Origin of the sequence: Salipiger sp. D13, assembly GCF_003703915.1 — a bacterium.
Lineage (GTDB): Bacteria > Pseudomonadota > Alphaproteobacteria > Rhodobacterales > Rhodobacteraceae > Salipiger > Salipiger profundus.
This window is the reverse complement of sequence record NZ_ML112606.1, coordinates 20,696-38,827: the sequence shown is the minus strand read 5'-3', so window position 1 is coordinate 38,827 and position 18,132 is coordinate 20,696. Positions and strand designations below refer to the sequence as shown.

The 18,132-nt window shown below is 63.5% G+C and carries 13 protein-coding genes and 1 pseudogene; 3 read left to right on the top strand and 11 right to left on the bottom strand.

The genetic code is table 11. From position 1 onward, the window contains the following. Positions 1-415: pseudogene (locus tag D6860_RS16750) on the bottom strand (glutamine amidotransferase); the annotation flags it as partial. 93 nt (positions 416-508) lie between these two features. Here D6860_RS16750 and D6860_RS16745 point away from each other — a divergent pair. Beyond that, positions 509-1,921, top strand: a complete 1,413-nt coding sequence (locus tag D6860_RS16745) for a MocR-like pyridoxine biosynthesis transcription factor PdxR (RefSeq protein ID WP_076624972.1) — start codon at positions 509-511, stop codon at positions 1,919-1,921. A gap of 2 nt (positions 1,922-1,923) precedes the next feature. On the opposite strand, the gene bioB is transcribed toward D6860_RS16745, so the two are convergent. From bioB to D6860_RS16720, 5 genes are all read right to left on the bottom strand, one after another. After that, positions 1,924-2,898 (bottom strand): biotin synthase BioB, encoded by a 975-nt coding sequence (bioB, locus tag D6860_RS16740; protein ID WP_076624971.1) that lies wholly within the window; start codon positions 2,896-2,898, stop codon positions 1,924-1,926. Further along, a complete protein-coding gene (locus D6860_RS16735; protein WP_011747751.1) occupies positions 2,895-3,452 on the bottom strand; it encodes a biotin transporter BioY in 558 nt (185 codons plus the stop codon). The genes bioB and D6860_RS16735 overlap by 4 nt, the downstream gene beginning before the upstream one ends. Before the next feature lie 84 nt (positions 3,453-3,536). Beyond that, complete coding sequence (locus tag D6860_RS16730; RefSeq protein WP_076624970.1) at positions 3,537-4,205, bottom strand: GntR family transcriptional regulator; 669 nt, start codon at positions 4,203-4,205, stop codon at positions 3,537-3,539. A gap of 38 nt (positions 4,206-4,243) precedes the next feature. After that, positions 4,244-4,756, bottom strand: a complete 513-nt coding sequence (locus tag D6860_RS16725; RefSeq protein WP_128549270.1) for a hypothetical protein — start codon at positions 4,754-4,756, stop codon at positions 4,244-4,246. Positions 4,757-4,785: 29 nt separating this feature from the next. Continuing rightward, complete coding sequence (locus D6860_RS16720) at positions 4,786-5,379, bottom strand: LysE family translocator (RefSeq protein ID WP_076624969.1); 594 nt, start codon at positions 5,377-5,379, stop codon at positions 4,786-4,788. A gap of 277 nt (positions 5,380-5,656) precedes the next feature. Between D6860_RS16720 and D6860_RS16715 the strand changes: the two genes are divergently transcribed. Beyond that, positions 5,657-6,976, top strand: a complete 1,320-nt coding sequence (locus D6860_RS16715; protein ID WP_076624968.1) for a hypothetical protein — start codon at positions 5,657-5,659, stop codon at positions 6,974-6,976. Between the two features lie 227 nt (positions 6,977-7,203). Continuing rightward, a complete protein-coding gene (locus D6860_RS16710; RefSeq protein ID WP_206512211.1) occupies positions 7,204-8,385 on the top strand; it encodes an MFS transporter in 1,182 nt (393 codons plus the stop codon). Between the two features lie 70 nt (positions 8,386-8,455). Here D6860_RS16710 and D6860_RS16705 read toward each other — a convergent pair whose 3' ends face one another. From D6860_RS16705 to D6860_RS16685, 5 genes are all read right to left on the bottom strand, one after another. Then, the gene (locus D6860_RS16705) at positions 8,456-9,793 is read right to left on the bottom strand and encodes a tyrosine-type recombinase/integrase (protein WP_076624967.1); all 1,338 of its coding nucleotides are present in this window, start codon (positions 9,791-9,793) and stop codon (positions 8,456-8,458) included. A 578-nt stretch (positions 9,794-10,371) separates the two neighbouring features. Continuing rightward, positions 10,372-12,507 (bottom strand): choice-of-anchor L domain-containing protein, encoded by a 2,136-nt coding sequence (locus tag D6860_RS16700; protein ID WP_076624966.1) that lies wholly within the window; start codon positions 12,505-12,507, stop codon positions 10,372-10,374. 1,119 nt (positions 12,508-13,626) lie between these two features. After that, entirely contained in the window at positions 13,627-14,757 is a 1,131-nt protein-coding gene (locus D6860_RS16695; RefSeq protein WP_083697899.1) for an acyltransferase family protein, read from the bottom strand. Positions 14,758-15,220: 463 nt separating this feature from the next. Then, positions 15,221-16,591, bottom strand: coding sequence for an aspartate aminotransferase family protein (locus D6860_RS16690; RefSeq protein WP_017468613.1), 1,371 nt, complete (start codon positions 16,589-16,591; stop codon positions 15,221-15,223). Between the two features lie 27 nt (positions 16,592-16,618). Continuing rightward, positions 16,619-18,025: an NAD-dependent succinate-semialdehyde dehydrogenase gene (locus D6860_RS16685; protein ID WP_371683199.1), complete on the bottom strand. Its 1,407-nt coding sequence runs from the start codon at positions 18,023-18,025 to the stop codon at positions 16,619-16,621. Between the last annotated feature and the right edge of the window lie 107 nt (positions 18,026-18,132).

Sequence of the window (18,132 nt, the reverse complement as noted above, 5' to 3'; positions counted from 1 at the left end):
CGATGCCGTGAGGGGGCGTCCACACCATCAAGAGGTGGACTAGCGGGCCGGCCCGGCCGGGCGCGGTCAGGGTCAGGGGCGCGAAGCCGATCTCCTTTTGGGCGAGCAGCGCGACACGGGCTCCGAGGGCCGCGGCCATGAGCTGTGCGCCGAGGCAAATGCCGAGGGTCGGGCGATCCGCCGCCAGCCTCATGGTTAGCCAGTCCCGCTCCTCTGTCATACAGGGAAAGGCGGCGCCGTCGTTCACGCCAATCGGCCCACCCAGCACCACGACCAGGTCCGGTTCCAGCGGATCGGGCAGTGGGTCCACAGCCGCCTCAATGTCTTGGAGCTGATAGCCGGCGTCTCTCAGAACCGGGGCAAAGGGCCCGAGGTCTTCAAAGGCCAGGTGGCGCAGGATCAGGGCGGATTTCATCGTCGGAGCCTCTTGCGGTTTTCGCCTCTTTCGCAAAACACTGGCCTATCCAAAAGTGCCAGTATGAAAGATTGTAATAGGCCGGTTTTCGACATGCGCGAACCTCTTGCCCTCGAGATCGAGCCGGGCCATGGCGGCCCGCTCTTCCTCGCGATTGCCGAGGCGATCACCCGCGACATCACCCGCGGACGCCTGAAGCCCGGAGCGCGCCTGCCCGGCACGCGGGCGCTGGCGCGCGAACTGGGGGTGCATCGCAACACGGTGGATGCCGCCTATCAGGAGCTGCTGACCCAGGGCTGGCTGCAGGCCGAACCGGCGCGGGGCACCTTCGTGGCGCAGGATCTGCCGCAGGGGATGCTGGCCCGCAGACCCGCGCCCGCACCGATGGACCCGGTGGCGCCACGCGCGGGGCTCGCGTTCACCGACGGCGCGCCGGACCCCAAGCTGGTGCCCGACAAGGCGCTGGCCCGGGCCTTTCGCCGGGCGCTGCTGTCGGCGGCCTTCCGCGCCGGGGCGGATTACGGCGATGCGCGCGGCACGTCCTCGCTGCGCGAGGCACTGGCGGGTTATCTCGCCACGGACCGGGGCGTGGTGGCGGACCCGTCGCGGCTGCTGATCGCGCGCGGCAGCCAGATGGCGCTGTTCCTGGCCGTGCGGGCGGCGCTGTCTCCGGGCGAGGTCATCGCGGTGGAGGAGCCGGGCTATCCGCTCGCCTGGGAGGCGTTCCGCGCGGCGGGGGCAGAGGTGCGGGGCGTGCCGGTGGATGGCGGGGGCCTCAGGATCGACGTGCTGGAGCAGGCGCTGGCCGGCGACCCGCGCATCCGGGCGGTCTATGTCACGCCACATCACCAGTATCCGACCACGGTGACCATGGGCGCGGCGCGGCGGTTGCAACTGCTGGAGCTGGCGCAGCGCCATGGGGTCACGCTGATCGAGGACGATTACGACCACGAGTACCGCTTCGAGGGCCGCCCGGTGCTGCCGCTCGCCGCCCGCGCGCCCGAAGACCTGCCGCTGATCTACGTGGGCTCGCTGTCCAAGCTGCTCTCGCCGGGGATCCGGCTGGGCTATGCGCTGGCGCCCGAGCCGTTGTTGGCCCGTATGGCCGAGGCGCGCGCCGCCATCGACCGGCAGGGCGACGCGCCACTGGAGGCGGCGCTGGCGGAACTGATCCGCGATGGCGATCTCGGTCGTCATGCCCGCAAGGCGCGGCGGATCTACCGGGCGCGTCGGGATCTGCTGGCGGGCCTGCTGGGGGAGCATCTGGCCGGGCGGGCGACATTCGATCTGCCAGCCGGAGGGTTGGCGCTGTGGCTGCGCTGCGAGAGGGTGTCGGCCAAGACCTGGGCCAAAGCCGCGGGGCAGGCGGGACTGGCGCTGCTGCCGGGTACGCGCTTTGCACTGGAGGGCCCGGCGCCGCAGGCCTTCCGGCTGGGCTATGCGGCGCTGGACGAAGGGCAGATCGCCCGGGCGGTGGAGATCCTCGCCCGAAGCGTTCCGGGCTGAGCCTATTCCGCCGCGACCCGGGGCCGGGCCTGCGCGGGGGCGACATGCATGCCAAGCCGGGTCAGCAGATCCTGATCCTTCCACGCCGCCGGGTTGCCGGTGGTCAGCAACTGGTCGCCCACGAAGATCGAGTTCGCCCCGGCAAGGAAGCACAGCGCCTGCAGCTCGTCGCTCATCCCCGTGCGCCCGGCCGACAGCCGCACCACCGAGGCCGGCATCAGGATGCGGGCCAGCGCCACGATCCGCACCAGCGCGAAGGGATCGACGGCCTGGGCGCGCGCCTGCACCGGCACGCCCTCGATCTCGTTCCACAGGTTCACCGGCACGCTGTCGGGATGCGCGGGGAGCGTCGCTAGCGTCACCAGCATGGCGATGCGGTCCTCTTCGGCCTCACCCATGCCCAAGATGCCGCCGCAGCAGACCTTGATACCGCCTTTGCGGACCTGTTCGACCGTGTCGAGGCGGTCCTCCATCGTGCGGGTGCTGGCGATCTGCGCGTAGTATTCGGGCGAGGTGTCGATGTTGTGGTTGTAGAAGTCGAGGCCCGCCGCCTTCAGCCGCGCGACCTGTTCGGGCGACAGCATCCCCAGCGTCATGCAGGTCTCGAGCCCCAGCTCGGCCACCCCCCGCACCATGTCGCAGAGCTTGTCCATGTCGCGGTCCTTGGGGCTGCGCCAGGCGGCTCCCATGCAGAACCTCTGAGCGCCGGAGGCCTTGGCGCGCTTGGCGGCGGCCAGAACCTCCTCGGTTCCCATCAGCTTGGTGGCCTTCACCCCGGTGTCGTGATGGGCGGATTGCGAGCAATAGCCGCAATCCTCAGGGCAGCCGCCGGTCTTGATGCTGAGCAGGCTCGCGGTTTCGATCGCGTTGGGGTCGAAATGCGCGCGGTGCAGGGTCTGGGCGCGGTGCATGAGATCGGCGAAGGGCAGGGCGTGGATCGCCCAGGCCTCCGCCATGGTCCAGTCGGTGCGGATCATGACGCGCGGGTCCGGAGGCGGGCGATGGCCGCGATGAGGCCCGAGGCCAAAGCCAGCTTGACCAGATCGCCGAGCAGGAAGGGCGTGAGACCCGCGGCCAGCAGACCCTGCGCCGGGACATAGTGCGCCAGCCAGGCGAGGCCGAGGGCATAGACCACGGCCAGGCCCGCCAGCATCGCCAGGAAGCGCCCGATCAACCCGCGCCGCTGCGCCAGCCAGCCGGTCAGGCCCGCGCCCAGCAGATAGCCCGCCAGATAGCCGCCGGTCGGCCCGACCATATAGGCCAGCCCGATGCCGCGTTCCGGGGTGCCGGAGAAGACCGGCAACCCCAGGGCGCCCGCCGCAAGATAGGCCGCCATTGCCGCAAAGCCGAGCCTCGGCCCGAGCGTGGCGGCGAGGAAGAACACCGCCAGGGTGTGCAGCGTCATCGGCACTGGCCAGAACGGGATCTGGATCTTGGCGCCCAGCGTGATCAGCGCCGCGCCGCCGAGCGCCAGCGCGAGCCTGCGTCCGAGCGCGGCGGGACGGGTCAGAGAGGGGGTGAGAAATGCCATGGGTCTGTCCTCCGAAGATAGGTATCGAGTCTATCTATAATTACGAAGGCTTTGCGTGGTGCTGGCAATTAGGTTTATAGATAATTATCCGGGAATCTCGTAAGTCTCTCGCAAATCGGCATTTTTCACGGCAGTCTTGCGCTTGCCGATCCAGCCGACATGGCGCGCGAGCGTGGCGCAGGCGAGGTCGGTCTGCCCCTTGCGCAGAGCGTCGAGAATGGCGCGGTGGTCGTGATCTGTGCGCGCCTCCCAGTCGCGCCGCCATGCGGCAAAGAGGAACCGGGCGCTGGCGGCCTGCAGGTCGTCGATCGTCCGCAGCAGACGCGGCATCCGGCAGGGGGACAGGATGAGCCGGTGAAAATGGCGGTTTGCTGCCTCCCAGTCACGGACGGTACTGGCACTGTCGCCGTGGCGCGTAACCTCTTCTGCTTCCTGTAGAATAGCGCGTGTCATATTGGGCGAGGCGTGGCGCAGGGCGAGGCTTTCGAGGCTGGAGCGCATCTCGGCCACCTCGCGCAGTTCGGCCACGTCGAATTCGGTGACGCGAAAGCCGCGCCTCGGTTCGCTCTCTGCCAGTCCCTGTGTCTGCAACTCGCGGAAGGCCTCGCGCACTGGGACATGGCTCGCGCCGAACTCGGCAGCGACATGGTCCTGCCGGAGGCGCGCGCCGGGCGGAATCTCGCCCGAGATGATACGGTCAGCAAGGACGCGGGCGATGCGGGCGGACTGGGTCTCTTCAGGGGCGTGTTTCATGAATTATAGATAATTCATACTGCACCGCCCGTCGACAGTTAAGGTGGGCTTTGCGGTTCATCTGTCATCGTCGCCTTCTTGTAGGACCTGGAAAGCCTCTGCAGGCTCAGGCAGCCTTTGGTTGCGATGTTGGGAAGTCGCAATTCGTAAAGATCAGCGGATCCGACACGTCTTCCTTCTTTCGGAGGTCGGCCGACACATCGGAAGGTCAGGATCGTCCGCCAGCCCCCGAGAACGTGCCAACTTGCTCTGACGTCGATATCTCTCCATGGGATGATCGCCTCGGGATCAATGGCGTTCATGAGGATGCCCTGCGCCGTGAATGTCAGTATCGGGCCTTTCCGTCGTCCGTACTTCCAATGCAAGAGGACCGGCACAAACCCAAGTGGCGCGGCCAATGCCAGAAATGCCACCTGAGATGCCCTGCCATCGACGCCGGGCTCCTGACTGAGAGACATCGCCATCGCGAGAGCTGGAACGAGGAGGAGCCCGGCCATGAGCCAGAACCCGGCAAGCCGAAAATATGACAGCCAGATCACCAGATCAGGCATCGAATGCGCTTGGCGTGCCTTGTCCACATTCAAAGCCAGAACATGAGGCACGTTGCCGATGCGAGCGCCGCGAGGGTTCGATTTGCGCGCCTGAGGCTGGTCGGGCTCGACAGGTGGCGCCGCAGGGCGGATCCCATGGCAGACCAAACGGCCATGCATGGGGTGCCGATCAATGCGAAGGCGAAGCAAATAATTAGCAATTGGGGAAGAACCGCCTTTTCGGGCTGCAGAAATGCCGACACGGCGGTGAGCGCGATCAGCCAAGATTTCGGATTGATGAACTGGAACAGCATCGCCTGAGAAAACGAGATCGGGGTGGCATTAGGTGATTGCGCCAGCGCATCGGCTTTCCACAGCTTCAGGGCGAGCCAGAGCAGATAGAACGTCCCAGCCACCTTGAGTGCCAATTGGATACTGGGAAACTGTGCGAAAAGGCTGCTGAGACCGGCGGCCACGAGCAGGATCTGGGAGATCACACCGGTCGGAATGCCAACGATCTGCGGTATGGTGCTCCGAAAGCCAAACACCAGCCCCGCGTTGGCGAGAAGCATGTTGTTTGGCCCCGGGGTGATCGACATGACAAAGGCGTAGAGCGCCAGGGCTCCTATAGTGGTAAACTCCATTTGCGACCTTCCCAGTTCACACGAATACATGCTCCGCGTTCTGGACGGGCAGGGCGATTGAGAGCTTCTCAACTCGGCATGAGCAGAATCCACGCTTGTCACGTGCCGGAACGCGAGGGACGCGGTCTCATTGGGTGGCGCTACCGCGGTTCATTCGCTTAGAAGGAGCCGAAAGGTCCGAATTCGAGGTGCGGGCTGAACTCGCGCCCGCCNAGGAGCCGAAAGGTCCGAATTCGAGGTGCGGGCTGAACTCGCGCCCGCCCGGAAGCGAACTAGAATGACCAGCAAGCCACCCCCGTTGAGCAGAGTAGAAGACCGATTTGAGGTTTCTCGGGAACAGCTCTTCGAAGAGGTTTGGGAAACGCCGATCCTTCATTTGGCCGAGAAGTATGCCGTCTCAGGGTCGTACCTGGCTCGAGTGTGCACGGTGCTGCGCGTTCCCAGGCCCCCGGTTGGATACTGGCAAAAGAAGGCTGTTGGCAGGGCTCCCCGCCGACCGGAACTACCCGAGGCCCAGCCCGGAGATCAACAGGTCTGGAGCAAGGACAGGCCTCTCGCACGTCCCGCGAGAGAAGAGCGCGGTGAAGAGCGGCAGAAAGCTGGCCGGGGTGCGGCAAGGCCCGCAGTGAATGCCCTGCTGCGTGGGACGAAGAGCCAGTTTCTCAAGACCCGCAAGATTGATGCCAACGAATTCTTGCGCCCGTACAAACAACTCCTTCCTGACATCGTTACATCCGCCGCGTCTCTGGAACGAGCGCTCGACCTCGCCAATGGTCTCTATCTGGCGTTTGGAAAGAAGGGGTATCCCGTGCGGTTCGCCCCTCCGGATCAGAAGTTGCAGCGCGCAAAGATCGAAGAGCGGGAGACCGTCCGCCATGACCGGAAGTATGGTCAGTATGGGCATGGTACCATCTGGTCGCCGCTCCGACCCACAATTGCGTACCTGGGCGCCATCCCGATCGGGCTGGTTCTGACGGAGATGACCGAGCGAGCGACTATGAGTTACCAAAATGGGAAGTACGTTCGTGAAAGCACTCTCGATCGACGACAGGGGCGGTCGATTTTGCCATCACACAGTTGGACGACAGAACAGGACCTGCCGTGCGGACGCTTTCGCTTGGTCGCCTATTCTCCGCACCCCGGAGTAGAGTGGCAGCTTTCATGGCAGGAGACCAGTAAGCGCTCCCTTGATAGGGCGTTCGGCGAAGTGATCCGCAAGCTTGAAGGCTCGGTCGAAGAATTGAAGGCTCTCATGGACGCGGCCGATGACGAGGCTGCCCGGAAGAAAAGGGAACAGGAGCTTCAATGGGAGCGCTGGCGGAGGGAAGAGGATAAGCGCAGTGAGGCGAAGGCCCGCACCGAGAGCCTTCAACAGCTTTCGGATATCATGGCGGATTGGACCAAGGCGCTCTCCGTCGAGATGTTTTTCGTCGAGGCCGAAAAGCGTATGCAGATGGTGGACGGAGAGCGGCGCGTGCATCTGGAGTCCCGGCTGCGTTTGGCGCGTTCGATGCTGGGCGATCTCGATCCGCTATCATTCATCGAGCAGTGGGTTTCGCCAGAGGAGCGCTACCAGCGAAAGTTCATGGATGAATAGGGCATCAATCGTGGGGGGGCATACCGACGATTTGCATCCATCGCGCGGCTCTTCGAAATGGAAGCGCACCGCGCCTGGCGCCAAGCTCAGTCCTCTGCAGAAAGCTTGATGTTTCCGTCCCGACCGACCTCAGCAAAGGTGCGTTGCGTCCCGCAGGAAGCGGGCAAGATTAGAAAATCTCATTCTCTCGGCAAGAGACGTCAGTTGTGCGAACAAGGCCGTAGTGCATGTCTGATGCTATGCAAACAGGCCGTGTCCGTTCCGAACATCTATCCGCCGCTCTGATCCGCCTTCTGGCAGTTGGTGCCGGCGCGGCCGTCGCCAACAGCTATTATAATCAGGCTTTCCTCGGCCATCTGACAGCCGATTTCGGGCTGACGGCTGGCACCGCCGCCATCGTGCCCGTGCTGACGCAGGCGGGCAACGCGCTTGGGGTGCTCTTCCTCGCACCACTCGGGGACCGCCTCGAGCGTAAGTCGCTTATCCTCGTGACCATCGCCGCCCTCGTGGCGGCGCTGATCGGTGCGGCTGTCTCGCCCGGCTTCGTGTGGCTCGCTGTTGCTAGTTTCGCGGTCGGCCTGTTCGCCACGGTCGCCCAGCAGATCGTGCCGCTCGCCGTGCATCTGGCTCCGCCCGACAAGCAAGGTCGTGTACTCGGCACGGTAACAGGTGGCATCCTGATCGGTATTCTGCTTGCCCGCACGGTCAGCGGCATAGTCTCGGACCTTTGGGGATGGCCTTACGTGTTCTGGCTGGCCGCGGTCGTGATGAGCATTGTTGGCGCGGCGCTGGCGCGTTGGCTTCCGCGTGCGATGCCGACGACCGAATTGAGCTATCTGCATCTGCTTGGCTCTCTTTGGACGTTGGTACGCAAGTATAGCGTTCTCCGGCCCGTGGTCGCGGCGCAATTCCTGATCTTTGCGGCCTTCATCGGTTTTTGGTCGAACCTCGCGCTTCTGATGGCTGAGCCGCAGTATGAACTCGGAGGAACGGCTGTGGGTCTTCTGGCGCTAGTTGGTGTCGTCGGCGCGCTTGCCGCGCCTACCGCAGGCGGTTTCTCAGACAGGCGTGGGCCCGCCATGGTTGCGTCGATGGGCGCAGGGCTCGTGATACTGGCCTTCCTCATTTTCGGGCTCTGGCAAGGTTCCATTATTGGGTTGGTCGCCGGCATCGTGATCATGGATCTCGCTGTGCAATCCTCCCAGGTTGCCAACCAGTCGCGCGTCTATGCACTTGATCCGAACGCGCGCAGCCGGCTTAACACCATATTCATGGCAACCATGCTCGCTGGTGGCGCGGTCGGGGCCGGCATTGGTGGCGCTGCATACGCCGAGTGGGGCTGGAGCGGCACATGCGCCTTCGGCACGATCTCGGCCACCTTGGCGCTGCTGTTGTTGCGGAAGTCCTAACTCGAGGCGATGCATAAATGATCGCCTCGACCAACGCGGCAGCCGGGCGTATGCCCAGAGGGCCCATGGGTCATGTACCCAACTCGTCGCGCGCTGTTGCCACCCCGTCGAGGAATTGGTCGAGAGAGCGTTTTCTGGCAGACCGATCAAATGCGTAGGCCGGTTGTTTGAATTGGTTGCCAGTCAGAAGCCCTGAGATGTAGCCTGCGACGGTATCGGCGGCCATGACGAGGCTGCTGTCGAGGGTATGCACATACTTGCTAGTCACCGAACCCTTCGAGTGCCCGAGGAGGGCCGCGATGGTGATTTCGCTGAAGCCAAGCTCGTGGGCTATGCTTGCGAAGCTGTGACGCAAGACATGTGCGGTGATATCCGAAAGTTCGGTGTTCTCGAACAACTGACGCCATCGTTTTGGAAAATTCCCGAAAGCGTTGTTGCCGCGCACACCTGGGAACACGAAGGGCCCTTCCTTCCTCAAGCTCTGCGTTTCCAGGAACTCGACAACCGCCAATCCTATCGGTCGTGTGGACGCACCTTCCTTTGTCTCTGATAGCCGCAGACAGCTGTTGGGAAGATCGACATCGGACCAGCGGAGTTCGATGATCTCGCTGCGCCGGCAGCCCGTGAGGGCGATCTGGCGAACGATGCTGACCATGGTGGCGAGGTTTTCATCCCGCTCGGCCTTGTCCAGAATTTCCCCCATCAACTGATACTCGCTGTGCGTCAGACGCCGGTCGCGAACGCGATCTTTGGGCTTCTTGATGCCGTGCGCGACGTTCTTGTCGACGATGCCTGCCTCCGACGCATAGGTTAGGATACCGCCCAGTAAACCGACCGCACGGGTTGCTGTGCCCTGGCCACCCCGCAAGATCGTCTTGCCCCTTAGCTTCTGGGTCTTTCGTGTGGCACGGGTCTTCCCGAGGATAATGTCATTCATCATCTTCGTAACATCCGCTTTGGTCAGATCGCGTACCCGCTTCTTGCCGATTAGCGGGATGATATGCCCATTGATCCGCCCAATATCGGTGGTGACCGTTGTTGGCCTCTTGGGTTGTCCTCGTTTCCCCAAGATCAGACCTGCGTGCAGGTCTTCTATGTAGCGCTCGCAGAGCTGTTGCACGGTCATGGCCTGTCGGTCGTCGTGGCGCTCTTCGGCCGGATCATCGCCCTGTGCGACGCGCCCAAGCTGGACCTTGGCCTCTCGTCTGGCTGTTTCGGCAGTCCAGATACCGTGGAGGCCAATTGTATAGCGGCGCGACCGTCCGTCACGGCGATACTGGATCACGTAGCTGCGCTTCCCAGAAGCGAAAACACGCAGCCCGAAGCCAGACATATCGCTGTCCCAGACAACGTAGTCCTTCTTCTGGCTCTTAACGCTTTCAACCAACCGTTTTGTGATCTTTGGCATCGTCAACCTCATCATCTGAGCAACTGAGCCGCGTAAGCACCACGTAAGCAGTCGGGGGGAAGCTACGGAGTAGTTGCGGCTATCGGTTTCGACGACGAGCGAGCTTAAACACAAGCGATTTTAAGATGTTAGCGTGCCGTGGCGTGCTGCGTCGCGCATTTCGGATAGGCCACGATTAATTGCTCCGAAGGCAGAGGCCATAGGTTCGAATCCTATCGGGTGCGCCATTTTCCCCGTTAGAATCGAGATGTCCTGCAAAGGTGCGGCAGCAACCCTGCATCTCGTTACGGTGTCTTTCTGGAATAATGCCGGACCATGCATTGGTGAGCCGTACAGGTCACATATAATTCCTTCGGGCCTCCGAAAGAAAAATAGCGGCCCACGCTGGAACGCGGGACCGCCATCAAGGCAAAGTTCTACAGCTGCAGAAATACAAGCTTTCCCTTGGCCTCTCAAGAGCCCGGGCAGCCCTCGGCCGTCGGCATGCTGGCCGTCAGCGGCCTTGTGCGGCTGAGGACGAAGAAGCCGCCCGATGCGTATAGCGCCCGGGCGGCCGGCAAGAGTGTATCAATGTCTGGTCAGACGAAGAGGAAATCCTCGGAGGTGAGCGCGTCTGCAGTCATGCCCTCGAGATAGATCGTCTGGCCGGTGTCACCGATTTCGATCTGGGCGCCGCCGTCCACGTCCGTGATCTCGAGCGATGCAGGACCCGTACCGAACAGGCGGATCATGTCGATGCCATCTTCGAAATCCTCGATGACGTCGGTTTCACCGTCGGTGTAGACATTGAAGACGAACAGATCCGCGCCTTCGCCGCCATTCAGCGTGTCGTCGCCGGTGCCGCCGTTCAGCGTATCGGCGCCGCTGCCGCCGTTCAGAACGTCATTGTCGGCACCACCGCCAAGGAAGTCCGCGCCAGCCTCGCCGAAGAGGAAGTCGTCACCGTCACCGGCGCCGATCTGGTCGCTCCCGGTGCCACCGGTGAGTGTGTCGGTGCCCAGACCGCCGCCCATCGAGTCATTGCCCGAGCCGCCATCGACGGTGTCGTTTCCGTAGCTTCCTGCGAGCGTGTCGTCGCCAGATCCACCGATCACCGTGTCAGCGCCATAGCCGCCCGAGGCGACGTCCTGATCGGCGCCGGCATTGATGTAGTCGTCATCCGTGCCGCCGCCGATCACGTCGTTCCCGGAGTTGCCGTAGAGCGTATCGTTGCCCTCGCCACCGCCGATCGAGTCGTTGCCCTCGCTGCCAAGCGCATAGTCGTCGCCTTCGTGCAGCGCGATGTTGTCGTGGTTGTCGCCACCGTCGACCCAGTCGTCTCCGTCGCGGCCGAGCAGCGAGTCGTTGCCCTGGCCACCGAGGATGGTGTCGTTGCCGGCGCCTCCGTCGACGAAGTCGTTCGCGTTGCCCGCGTCGATTTCGTCGTCGCCGGCATCCCCGTCGACGATGTCATCGCCGCCAAGTGCGAGGATCGTGTCAGCATCCGGGGTCCCGGTCAGCGTGTCGTTGCCTTCGGTGCCGATCAGGGCAGTCTCGTCGGTTATGACGCCGTCGGCCGTGATCGTCGTGTTCCCGTCGTCGGTCAGGTAGGAGAAGGATGCCTGGGTGAAGTCCCCTTCGAGCGTGACGGTCGTGTCCGCGATGCCATCTCCATCGGTGTCGATGTCGAGGATTGCGGAGCCCATGGTGACCGTGACGTCGTCGGATCCGAAGCTGGCGCCTTCGACGATCAGGCTGTCATCGTTCCCGAAGCCCGAGACGACATCGCCGTCCAGCTCTTCCGCCGATCCGGAGATCGAGTCCGACCCGCCGCCGAGATTGAACAACTGGGGCGCCGCGTTGCCCTCGAAGGTCTCGCTGGCCTCCGTTCCCTGCACGTTGACGTAGCTGCCGCTCACAGTCGAGTTCGACCCTTGCAGGTTTCCGACGAACAGACCGGAATCGTAATAGCTGTCACCGGTATCGGCAATCGCGATGGTGATTTCATTCGTGCCGTCCTGGATCGGCGCGAGGATATTCAGCAGCGTCGAGAAGCCGTCGTACTCGGTGTCGTAGGTTCCGGTGTAGGGATCGTCATCGGAGCCGTCGTCTCCGTTATTGTTGAAGAAGTTCCCGGGCGTGTTGATCGAGTCGGCGACGATCGACAATGGCTGGTTGGGGTCGCCGTCGAACAGGGCGTAGTTCACGCCGTTCACGTAGATCGCGGCAATGTCGACGAACGGGCTGTCCACGAACTCCGGGTACTCGTCCGAGCCGAAGAACACGTCGAGGCTGATCGACTGCGCGTCCCCGAGATCGGCGGAATCGAAGGTAAAGCTGACAACCGCCGCGTCCTGCGTCTCACCTGCCCCCGGGAAGGCGTCCTGCACGGTCTGGTCGAGACTGTCGTTTCCCGGCTCGCCGTGACTGACGCTGAAGCTGCCGGTCGTGTTCCCGGTGCCCGGCGCGCCGCCGGTTGAAAGAAAGATGCCAGATCCGATCCCGACGGTGGGTGCCGGGTCGGTGCCGGAAATCTCGCTGATGGTGTAGCCCTCTTCGAGAAGCGAAATTGCCTCGTCGGCTCCGGTGTAGCTGATGTTGTCGAGGTTGATCGTGCCATCCCCGACCAGGACGCTTTCGATGTCATCGACGTTCGATACCGGCGTCAGGGTGTTGGCACGCGCCGGGCTGGGAGCATACGTGACTGTCGCGGACTGCTGTTGTCCAATCGGCATGATTTTTTCCTCAAATTACTGTCGTGTATCGGTTCGGGGCGCCTGTTCTCCTCCGCGCAGCGCAGGGGGACGCCCCCGGGCTGCCTTGCGCCTCTCCAAGCCCTCGCAAATTCGACCGTGGCCTGACAAGGGGGCGGTCGGCCATGTCGAGGACCGGCAGCCAAAATAGAGCTTAATCTTTCGTTAAGAAATTGAAATCAATAGGATTAGAATTTGGGTAGGGTATTCCGTACTAGCCTGTCGTTCGTCGGCCTCCGGGCAGCATGACGGTAGCGGATCATGCCGTTGCCGGGTTCAGGTGTGCCTCCAGGCGGCCAATACGCAGGTCTTTCTCGGGATCCTCGAACCGCCGAGCCGGCCCACCTCGAGCCGCTTAAAGGGTCCGGCAAGGCAGGAAGGGGCGGCAGTCAGCCCGTAGTCGAACAGGTCGGCCAGGTTGGTGCCACAGTCATCAGCGTCGAACCCCGTCGGGAGTGCATCGGCCGCGGGCGCTCGTAGCATTGACCGATTTCGTCTCGGCAGTTCGCAGACAAGCGGGGCATATCTCACGGCCGCCTGGTATATTGCCAGTCCGCGTGCCAGAACGGCATCGCTGCCGCGCCGTGGCAATTTTTTATGCGCGAACCGCCAATCTTAATGCCTCGAGGTATGCAGGTGAGACGAAGAGTTTACATATGCATGCTTTGAACGATGCTGGGGAGGTCAGATCCGTTCTGCGCATCGGGTCGTTCGAATTATTAATATGTATTAGATGTGGGTTTTGTCGTGAGTGTGAGACGCTTTTTTTCCTGTCCCCAGTGCGATCATTTGCTTCGTTTCGGAGGGTCGCGGTGCGGAAATTGTTATGGGACCACACCAATTTTCAACCGGTCCTGGTTCTGGCTTGTGGCAGTTGTGCTGCTCTTCGCGGCCGTGGCGTGTATCCTCGTTCTGGCCTTGGCCGGTGGCGGGCAGGGCGGTCCCTAATGTGATGTGGGATTGCGGGATGCGCGGCGGGACGTCGTTCCCAACCCGCAAGTATTTCTCTTCCCGAAAATCTGAAAACGGTGTTCTGCCATGGTGCCGCCGATCGGACGAAGCGATCCGATCGGGGCGGATGGCGTGACCGGCTGTCTTGCGTCACGGGTCGAGAGCCGTGCGCAGTCTCTTCAGGCGTTTCGTGTTGAAAACGGAGTTCACCCGCCGTGTCCAGCCCCGGTCCACGTACACCAGAGGGAGGGCGACGGACAGGACCGTTGTGAACGCCATCGCCGCAATGGGAGATCCAGAGTTGAGATGCATCCAGTTTCCCGGGCCGAGAAGCATGACCGTATGCGTGAGATAGAGAGGAAAAGACAAAGCGCCCAGCCACTTGCCTGTAGGCCCGGAGAGGATTTCTGTGAAACCTGGGTAGAACAGGAGGATCGCAAGAAATGCGATTGCCGCTGCCAGTGTTGCGACCGAGACCGGACCGGACCCTACGGCGGCCCCGGGCGCAGCGATGCAGACCAGGAGAAAAAGGTGCCAGCGGGATAGCCTCAGATCGGTCTTGCCGTGAAGGTAGAGGTAGCAAAGAGCCGACCCCGCGACAAATGCGGCCATGGGCGTATGGCGATCGAGGATCAGGACAGCGAGCGCCGCGAGGTGAACCAGGATGATGACCGGGGTCCCGACTCCGAAACTGCGCAGCGCGACGATCACGGGAAGCAGGAGAAACACCGCCATGCTCCCCCACAACTCGAAGAACATCGTCCACAGGTTGCTATTGTAGTAGAAATCCTTTGGAACAAGGAACACGGATACACTTTGCCTCAGGGCATCGAGAAGGCTGAAGCTCGTGCCCTCCGGAATTTTCGCATTCGCGAAACTCGAGAGCCAGTTGGAGCCTTCAATCGTACCAACCCTTTCCGAGATCCCGATGCCGCCCATCTGGATCACGAGCAGGCCGGCCAAAATCGACAGCGCCGCAGGCAGCCAGAGCCGTGGAAGCCGTTTGGCGATGGACATGACCAACTTGTCCCATCGGAAGTTGTTGTAGAAGCCGATTGAAAGAACGAAGCCTGACAGGACGAAGAAGAAGAACACCGCCAGGTCGCCATTGATCAGGATATACAGCGGCGTGTTCTTGATACCACCGACGAATATGCCGCCCTTGATCTCTGGGACGTAGGCCAGGCACAAGTGGTGAAACAAGACGATGAAGGACGCGACGCCTCTGGCGCCGTCAAGGTGGTGAAGTTTGGCGGTCTTGTTTTCGCCGGAATGATCCAGGGGGGCCGTGGAGGCGGCGCCCGCTGCCGTTCATCTGGGTTTGATGGCTGCACCTGTGCGGGTTATTTCAGTGTTAGGCAGTGCAACCTATAGGCGTGCGCAGGTTGAGTGTCTAACACGCTTGGGCGTCGCGTCAGGCCATGCACGGATTTCCGCTCACTTCACGAATGTGCGTCGCCGGATCGGAGAGTTCGCCAGAAAAGGGAGGAAGTGGCAGTCACGCCGGCATGACTGGGAGACCCGCACCGGTATCCTGCGTTGCGTCGCGGCCTCCCAAGATCAGCGGGAGGCTCCCCGTCATGGCCCGTTGGATACGTGGAACCATTGTCCGGAGACAGTTTTTTCCCAATGGTGTGCGTCCTGATCAACGTTGCCACCGCACTTCAATAGGGACGCAGGCGGACACAAAGAGACCCGCGGCGCTGGGCGCCGCGGGTCAGGTCCTGGCTTCTGATGTCGGGCGTCAGCCCAGCACGGCCTTGATCGAGTCCACCGTCACCGACACGATCTCGTCGGCCTCGGCACGGGTAAGGCAGAGCGGCGGCGCGTAGCCGATGATGTCGCCCTGCGGCATGGCGCGCGCGATCACGCCACGCTCGAGCATCGCCGCGGCGACCTTGGCGCCCTTGCCCTCGGAGGCGTCGAAGAAGCGGCGCGTCTCGCGGTCGGCGACCATCTCGACGGCGCAGAGCATGCCTTCGCCGCGCACTTCGCCGACATGCGGGTGATCGGCCAGCGCGTCGCGCATGGCGCCCACGAAGTAGGCACCGGTGTCGCCGGCGTTCTGCACCAGCCCCAGCTTGTCGATCAGCTCGAGGTTGGCGATGCCCGCCGCCGCACCGATGGGGTGGGCGGAATAGGTCCAGCCGTGGCCAAGCACGCCGTATTCATCGGTGCCCTTGCACAGAACGTCCCACATGCGCTGGCCCACGATTGAGGCCGAGAGCGGCGCGTAGGCCGAGGTCAGCCCCTTGGCCGAGGTGATGAGGTCGGGCTTCAGGCCGTAGTGGTCGGACCCGAACATCGAGCCGAGACGGCCGAAGCCGGTGACGACCTCATCGACGATCAGCAGGATGTCGTGCTTGTCGAGCACCGCCTGGATCGCCTCCCAGTAGCCGGCGGGCGGCGGCACGATGCCACCGGTGCCCAGCACCGGCTCGCCGATGAAGGCGGCGATGGTGTCGGCGCCTTCGGCCTCGATGAGCTCCTCGAGCTTCGCCACGCAGTGGGCGACGAAATCGGCCTCGGACTCGATGCCCTCGGGGCGGCGGTAGTAGTACGGCGCCTCGGTGTGGACGACTTGCGCCAGCGGCAGGTCGAACTTCTTGTGGAAGAGCTCGAGGCCGGTCAGCGAGCCGGTCATCAGGCCCGAGCCGTGGTAGCCGCGCCAGCGCGAGATGACCTTCTTCTTCTCGGGACGGCCGAGGATGTTGTTGTAGTACCAGACCAGCTTGATGTTGGTCTCGTTCGCATCCGAGCCGCCGAGGCCGAAGTAGACCCGCGCCATGTTGTCGGGTGCGCGGTCCATGACCATCTTCGACAGCGTGATCGATGCCTCCGAGCCGTGGCCGGCATAGGCATGGTAATAGGCCAGCTCATGCGCCTGCTTGGCGATGGCCTCGGAAATCTCGGTGCGGCCGTAGCCCACGTTCACGCAGTAGAGCCCGGCGAAGCCGTCGAGCAGGCGGTTGCCGTCACGGTCGGTGATGTGGCAGCCCTCGCCGCCGGTCACGATGCGCTGCGGCGCCTCGCCACGGGCGAACTGTCCGAGGTTGGTCGAGGGATGGAAGAAGTTCTCGCGGTCCCACTTCCCGAGTTGGTCGTTCGTCAGCATTCTGTTGTTGTCCTTTCAGCCTCGGTGTCAGCCCCAGTCGCGGCAGACGTACTTGATGTCGGTGAAGGCCTCGAGCCCCTGGCGGGCGCCCTCGCGGCCGATGCCGGATTGCTTGGTGCCGCCGAAGGGGATCGGGGCGCCGGTGACCTTGGTGCGGTTGACCGCGACCATGCCGAACTGCAGCGCGCGGGTCAGCCGGTAGATGCGGCGCGGATCGAGGCTGTGGACATAGGCCACCAGCCCGTATTCCGTCGCGTTGGCGCGCCCGATGACCTCGCCCTCGTCGTCGAAGGGGGTGAGCGGGGCGACGGGGCCGAAGTTTTCCTCGGACATGATCGCCGCCGCGTCGGGCACGTCGGCGAGCACGGTCGGCTGGAAGAAGAGCGGCCCCCGGTCGTGGTCGATGGCGCCGCCGGTCAGCAGCTTCGCGCCGTTCTTCAGAGCGTCGTTGACCTGCAGCACCTGCTTTTCGACCGCGCGTTCGTGGATGAGCGGACCGATGTCGGGGTCGTCCATGCCGCGTCCCATGGTGAGTGCCTCGACGGCGCGGGTGAAGCGCTCGCAGAACTCCTGGTAGACCGGCCGCTCGATGTAGAAGCGGTTCGCACCAAGGCAGTCCTGCCCGGAGGTGGCGAACTTCGCCTTGATCGCTTCCGCGACCGCACGGTCGAGATCGGCGTCCTTGAAGACGATGAAGGGCGCGTGCCCGCCGAGCTCGAGCACCAGCCGCTTCACGGTGTCGGCGGACTGGCGGTAGAGCAGGCGGCCCACCTCGGTCGAGCCGGTGAAGGAGAGCGCACGCACGCGGGTGTCGGCGGTCCATTCGCCGACGATGGTGGCGGCGTCACCGATGACCGTGTTGACCACGCCCTCGGGGAAGCCCGCGCGGCGTGCGAGCTCGGCCAGCGCCAGCGCCGAGAGCGGCGTCTCGGCCGAGGGGTGGATGACCACGGTGCAGCCGGCGGCGAGTGCGGCGGCCGCCTTGCGGGTGATCATCGCGCAGGGGAAGTTCCACGGCGTGATCAGCGCGGCAACGCCCACCGGCTCGCGCCAGAGCTCCATCTCGGCGTCATGCAGGTGGCTGGTGACGCCCTCGATGTTGGGGCGCAGCGCCTCTTCGGCGTAGAACTGGACGAAGCTCGCGGCGTAGTCGATCTCGCCGCGCGCCTCGCTGATGGGCTTGCCCTGCTCGGCGACCATGATGCGCGACAGGTCCTCCTTCGCCTCCATGATCAGCGCGTGCCAGCGGTGCAGGATCTCGGCGCGCACCTGCGGCAGGGTCGTGGACCAGTCGGGGAAGGCCGCCTGCGCGGCATCGACGGCGGCACGGGCGCCGGTGGCGTCGCTCATCGCGACCTGCGCCACGAGCGCACCGGTCGACGGATCGCGCACGGCAAGCCGGCCGTTGCCGGGGAAATCGCCCTGTTCGGGCATCAGTTCGGTATCGCTCAGGCCGAAAGCCGGGGTATTCGAAAGATCGCTCATCTGGGCGCACCTCCTTTGATGCTGGAGTTATGCCAGCGCCGGCGCAGAGAGTTCCT

Excerpts from the sequence above, each read along its gene's own strand:
- bioB (WP_076624971.1), bottom strand. The coding sequence starts at position 2,898 with ATGATCCGCACCGACTGGACCATGGCGGAGGCCTGGGCGATCCACGCC.
- D6860_RS16715 (WP_076624968.1), top strand. The coding sequence starts at position 5,657 with ATGACCAGCAAGCCACCCCCGTTGAGCAGAGTAGAAGACCGATTTGAG.
- D6860_RS16700 (WP_076624966.1), bottom strand. The coding sequence starts at position 12,507 with ATGCCGATTGGACAACAGCAGTCCGCGACAGTCACGTATGCTCCCAGC.
- D6860_RS16730 (WP_076624970.1), bottom strand. The coding sequence starts at position 4,205 with ATGAAACACGCCCCTGAAGAGACCCAGTCCGCCCGCATCGCCCGCGTC.
- D6860_RS16710 (WP_206512211.1), top strand. The coding sequence starts at position 7,204 with ATGTCTGATGCTATGCAAACAGGCCGTGTCCGTTCCGAACATCTATCC.
- D6860_RS16725 (WP_128549270.1), bottom strand. The coding sequence starts at position 4,756 with ATGCCTGATCTGGTGATCTGGCTGTCATATTTTCGGCTTGCCGGGTTC.
- D6860_RS16745 (WP_076624972.1), top strand. The coding sequence starts at position 509 with ATGCGCGAACCTCTTGCCCTCGAGATCGAGCCGGGCCATGGCGGCCCG.
- D6860_RS16705 (WP_076624967.1), bottom strand. The coding sequence starts at position 9,793 with ATGCCAAAGATCACAAAACGGTTGGTTGAAAGCGTTAAGAGCCAGAAG.
- D6860_RS16690 (WP_017468613.1), bottom strand. The coding sequence starts at position 16,591 with ATGCTGACGAACGACCAACTCGGGAAGTGGGACCGCGAGAACTTCTTC.
- D6860_RS16685 (WP_371683199.1), bottom strand. The coding sequence starts at position 18,025 with ATGCCCGAACAGGGCGATTTCCCCGGCAACGGCCGGCTTGCCGTGCGC.
- D6860_RS16720 (WP_076624969.1), bottom strand. The coding sequence starts at position 5,379 with ATGGAGTTTACCACTATAGGAGCCCTGGCGCTCTACGCCTTTGTCATG.
- D6860_RS16735 (WP_011747751.1), bottom strand. The coding sequence starts at position 3,452 with ATGGCATTTCTCACCCCCTCTCTGACCCGTCCCGCCGCGCTCGGACGC.